Source organism: Desulfurella sp. (genome assembly GCF_049977265.1).
Taxonomy (GTDB): domain Bacteria; phylum Campylobacterota_A; class Desulfurellia; order Desulfurellales; family Desulfurellaceae; genus Desulfurella.
On sequence record NZ_JBMFGQ010000073.1, the window covers coordinates 1 to 3,456 of the forward strand.

At 36.8% G+C, this 3,456-nt stretch carries 4 protein-coding genes; all 4 read left to right on the forward strand.

The features are described from left to right. Window positions 1-1,816 (forward strand): hypothetical protein (locus ACP5FO_RS08545; RefSeq protein ID WP_428157390.1); only part of this gene is annotated, 1,816 nt, incomplete at its 5' end. Beyond that, the gene (locus ACP5FO_RS08550) at window positions 1,794-2,186 is read left to right on the forward strand and encodes a DUF6165 family protein (protein ID WP_428157391.1); all 393 of its coding nucleotides are present in this window, start codon (window positions 1,794-1,796) and stop codon (window positions 2,184-2,186) included. The genes ACP5FO_RS08545 and ACP5FO_RS08550, both read left to right, overlap by 23 nt. Continuing rightward, a complete protein-coding gene (locus tag ACP5FO_RS08555) occupies window positions 2,183-2,746 on the forward strand; it encodes a class I SAM-dependent methyltransferase (protein WP_428157392.1) in 564 nt (187 codons plus the stop codon). Before ACP5FO_RS08550 ends, ACP5FO_RS08555 begins: the two co-directional genes overlap by 4 nt. A 277-nt stretch (window positions 2,747-3,023) precedes the next feature. Further along, a partial coding sequence (locus ACP5FO_RS08560) for a DUF4214 domain-containing protein (RefSeq protein ID WP_428157393.1) occupies window positions 3,024-3,456 on the forward strand: 433 nt, incomplete at its 3' end.

Sequence of the window (3,456 nt, forward strand, 5' to 3'; positions counted from 1 at the left end):
GCTTTCCTGGCCAAATGCCCCACTTAAAATTGGCAGAGTATCTTACAATATTGCTTTTGCAAATAAGTTTTACACGCATAGTGAGCCGTTTTGCCTGGGCGCTCAGTTAAGCGTTTTAAAAGCAAAAAAGCCAAACAGAAATCACTACAGGTTTTTGATTGTAAATGGCTTTGGCGGTAATCTGGGCGATAGTCTTGTTGGCATAAATGCATTTGATCATGTAGCAAAAGTTTTAAAAAATGAAATTGGCAGTTTTAGCGTTGATATCCTGCTTGGTATAGATGCAAACCCATACAATGCCTATATACTATCAAGTAAACCCTACATTGAAAATATATACTTTGCTGGTTTGTCTTTAGTTGATTTAGGCGCATATGATGCATATTTTGACACAACTGGCCTTATAAATTTGCCAAACTACAATACTTCCAATAGATTCGACTGGTATTTGTGGTGGTTTGGGCTCGATCCAGATAGTATAGATAAAAGCAAAAAACGAAACAGTACTACAATACACTATCTTGCAAATTTGTCTGTGCAGGAGCTTTTAAAAGATATAAAAGGTAAAAAAATCCTTTTTGTGCATAAAGCATCTGTGCCTTTGAGGACTTTCCCAAAGCACATTGCAGCGCCTTTTGCAAGAAACTTTTTAGCCATTGCAAAGGATTGTACTTTAATAGTTGATAGCACGTTAGACATAAAACACCCAAGGCTTTTGGATTTAGAAGGCAAAATTGATAACCCCGAAAAATTCAAAGCTTTATGTGCCCAAGTAGACGGCATTATTAGTATTGATAGTTTTGGCCTGCACCTTGCTGATGCCTGCGACAAGCCCTGCGTGGCACTATTATCTTCTATCGGTGCTTCGTGTTTCACAAACTATCCTACGGTGGATTTTGTAGAATTAGACAATGCAAAAAATCTGCCTGCCTACGGTAAAGTTAAGGTTTCAGATGAAGAGTACAAAGAAATAGAGGCAACCTATGAAAAATCGTGGCGCACTCTAAGCACAAAAACTGTCTATGAAAAACTGTACAAAAAGTTTAGTGAAGTTTCGCCAAGCAAACCACGCATTGAAATAACAGGTGATTTAAAACTGCCATCCTTTTGCAATGTGGCTGATACGATAGGCTTTATCAGGGAAAAGCCAAACAACTTATACTCAAAGGTAACTCAAAATTTTTTAAATTCTATTTCACTCCTTTTAAAGCAAGGCAGTATTTTTGTAGGAGCTATGCTTGATACAAAAGTCTATATAACAGCATCCAAAGTATGCGCATTTTTTGGCAAAGTCATAGCTTTTGAGCCAAGAAGGTTAAAATTTCAGGCATTGTGCGGCAGTTTTGCAATGAATGGCTGCAAAAATATCTACGCCTATGAGTCTGCATGCGCCCACCAGATAAACAAAATAAATGTTATTGATTTTGATCCTCAAAGTGAAAGCGACCCGCTTGCTATAGGCAATGTGGCGAGGCTTGTAAGTATTAATCTGCAGACAATAGATAGCCTAAACCTTGATTACTGCAATATGATTGCACTGTGTGCTCCATCGGATTTTGCAAATAGCATAAAAGGCGCAATGCTAACTATAAACACACACAAGCCATTTATTGCCTTTGGGCCTATAGCAAAGCAAAATATAGCTGTAGCGTGCAGTCTGGTAAAAGATTTGTATGATTTTTGGGCTTTGGAGATTGAACAAAACTCTCAACAATTTTTTGTTTTGGCCACGCCAAAAAGCAAAAACATAACGGTAAACGGCTTTTTAAAAATAAACTTAGACGGAGAAGAAAATGTACCAAACACCCAAAATTAGCGTTTCGTGGGGAGAAGTATTTGATAAAATTACAATATTGCAGATAAAGCTTGAGCGTATTAAAGACGAGCAGAAGTTAAAAAACATAAAGTTTGAGCTTGATGAGCTATTAAAAGCAACGGCAGTTTTGCAATTGCAAGAAAGCTTAACAAACGATATAAAAGAGTTAAAAAAAGTAAACGAGGAACTATGGGACATAGAGGATGCCATCAGGCAACTGGAGAAAAAAAAGCAGTTTGACAGCAGGTTTATTGAGCTTGCAAGAAGCGTTTATATAAAAAATGACCTGCGCTACAGCATAAAAAGACGTATAAATGATAGGTTAAACAGCACCATAAAAGAAGAAAAATCTTACACGGATTACAAATGAGTATAAAATTAAACCTTGGGTGCGGCGATAAAAAATTAGACGGCTTTGTCAATGTAGATTTTGTGGAAGCTGTTAACCCTGACGTTGTATGGGATTTAGAAAAAGTACCCTGGCCTTTTGAAGACTCAAGTGTAGATGAAATTTTGCTAAATCATGTTTTGGAACATTTAGGTCAGCAAACTAGCGTGTATCTTTCGATAATAAAAGAAATTTGGCGTATTTGTATCAATGGTGCTATTATTCATATACGCGTTCCCCACCCAAGACATGATAATTTTCTTACAGATCCAACGCATGTAAGGCCGATTACTGTGGAAGGCTTACAAATGTTTGATCAAGAGTTAAACAAACAGTGGATTGCAAACAAATGGGCAAATACACCGCTTGGGATTTATTTGGGTGTAAATTTCAAAATTTTATCCTACAATTATATACTGGATCCTATCTACATAGATAAGCTAAACAAAGGCGAGATAAAACAGCAAGACTTGCCTTTTTTGATGCGCGCAAACAACAATGTGTGTTCTCAAATAAACATTGAATGGCTTTGTGTAAAGTAAATTTATTGCATAATAGGCTAATCATCACCTGGTGTTTTGCAATAAAGCAGCGGTTAAATTATTAAATCGAATTTTTTTTATAAAAAAAACTTGACTTTGTGAATTTTTTTGTTACTATGTAAACAAGGGTGAGTAAATTATGGATGCGTATTAAAGTTGTTAGGTGGATTGTTATTAAGTTAATAATAGGAGGTGTAGGATTGGATGCACTCTTAAGGGTTTTGGTTGCAAAAGTAAAGTTATTTTCTAATTAAAAAATTTTTGAGGAGGTCCTTTTATGGCTTTTACGGATTATTTTAATCAGGTTCAAGATTTGTACATTGCCTATTATCAAAGGCCAGCTGATCCAGCAGGTCTAATTTATTGGTCTCAAATGGCAGCTGCTCAAGGAGGCTTAACACCACAGATTATAAATGCTTTTGCCAATTCTCCTGAAGCCCAAGCCAATTACGGCACAATCACAAGCGCAAATATCGCTACAGTTATAACAGATATTTATCAGGCTTTATTTAACAGAGCTCCGAATCCGCAAGGGCAAGGTTTGGCTTTTTATGAAAATGGTTTTAACAATGGCACATTTACACCAGGCACAATAGCATTAAACATCCTAAACGGTGCTCAAGGAAACGATGCCGTTACGCTAGAAAACAAACTCACAGCAGCCATGCAGTTTACACAGGCGATTGATCCCGCGCTAAACACAGGAAGCG